The 791-nt window shown below is 69.9% G+C and carries 1 pseudogene; it reads left to right on the forward strand.

The window, feature by feature from the left end:
* Positions 1-742, forward strand: a pseudogene (locus NRB56_RS38125) (sensor histidine kinase); the annotation flags it as partial.
* Positions 743-791 lie beyond the last annotated feature (49 nt).

The following is a 791-nucleotide window of genomic DNA, read 5'->3' on the forward strand; positions in this document are numbered from 1 at the left end:
GTTGATCACCACGGATGCTCCGGTGGTTGATCATCTGCGTGATCGGGTTCCGGTGCGGCCGTCGCCGGCGCCGGCGGCGGTGACCGGCTCGTACCCACTGCCGTCCCTCGAAACATCGAGTGCCGCAATGGCTCCGGATCCGAGCCCGCTGGAATCGCCGGTGGCGCAGGAGGATGCCGACTTCGGTTTCGCCCGTTCGGTTTTCGACACCGGCCGGCACCACGCCGTATCTCCCGAGCCCACCTACGAACCGCCGGTCCCGGACCGCCGAGGCTACGAGCCCCCGGCTCCGGACCGCCGCTCCTATGAGCGGCAGGTCCAGCAGGAGCCCGCCGACACCTCGTACCTTCGGCCGGTCACACCGCCGGCGCCCCCGAGCTACCGCCCGATGCCGCCCGCCGATCAGCCCGATACCGCTTACCTACGGGCGATTCCGCAGCCCGAACCACCACAGCGCCCCACGCCCTCGGCGCCCCCGGGCGCCGCCGGCGGCACCCGCCCGCAGCTGCCGCGCCGCCGCCGGCAAGCCAGCCTGGCCCCGGAGTTGGCGAACAATCCGCCTGCGGAGGAATACAATTCGGAACCGGCCCGTAGTGCCGATCAGGCTCGTGACCTGATGTCGGCGATCGAGAACGGTACTCGTCAGGGTCGGCGTGCTCGTCCCGAGCCGTATCCGACGTCGGCGAATCCGGTGCTCCCGAACGAACAGGAAGGCGAAGGTGACTTCTTCTACCGCAGGTGATCTGAACTGGCTTCTCGACGACCTCGTCGACCGGCTCGCCGGTGTCCGG

Origin of the sequence: Nocardia aurantia, assembly GCF_009604425.1 — a bacterium.
GTDB classification, from domain to species: Bacteria; Actinomycetota; Actinomycetes; order Mycobacteriales; family Mycobacteriaceae; genus Nocardia; species Nocardia aurantia.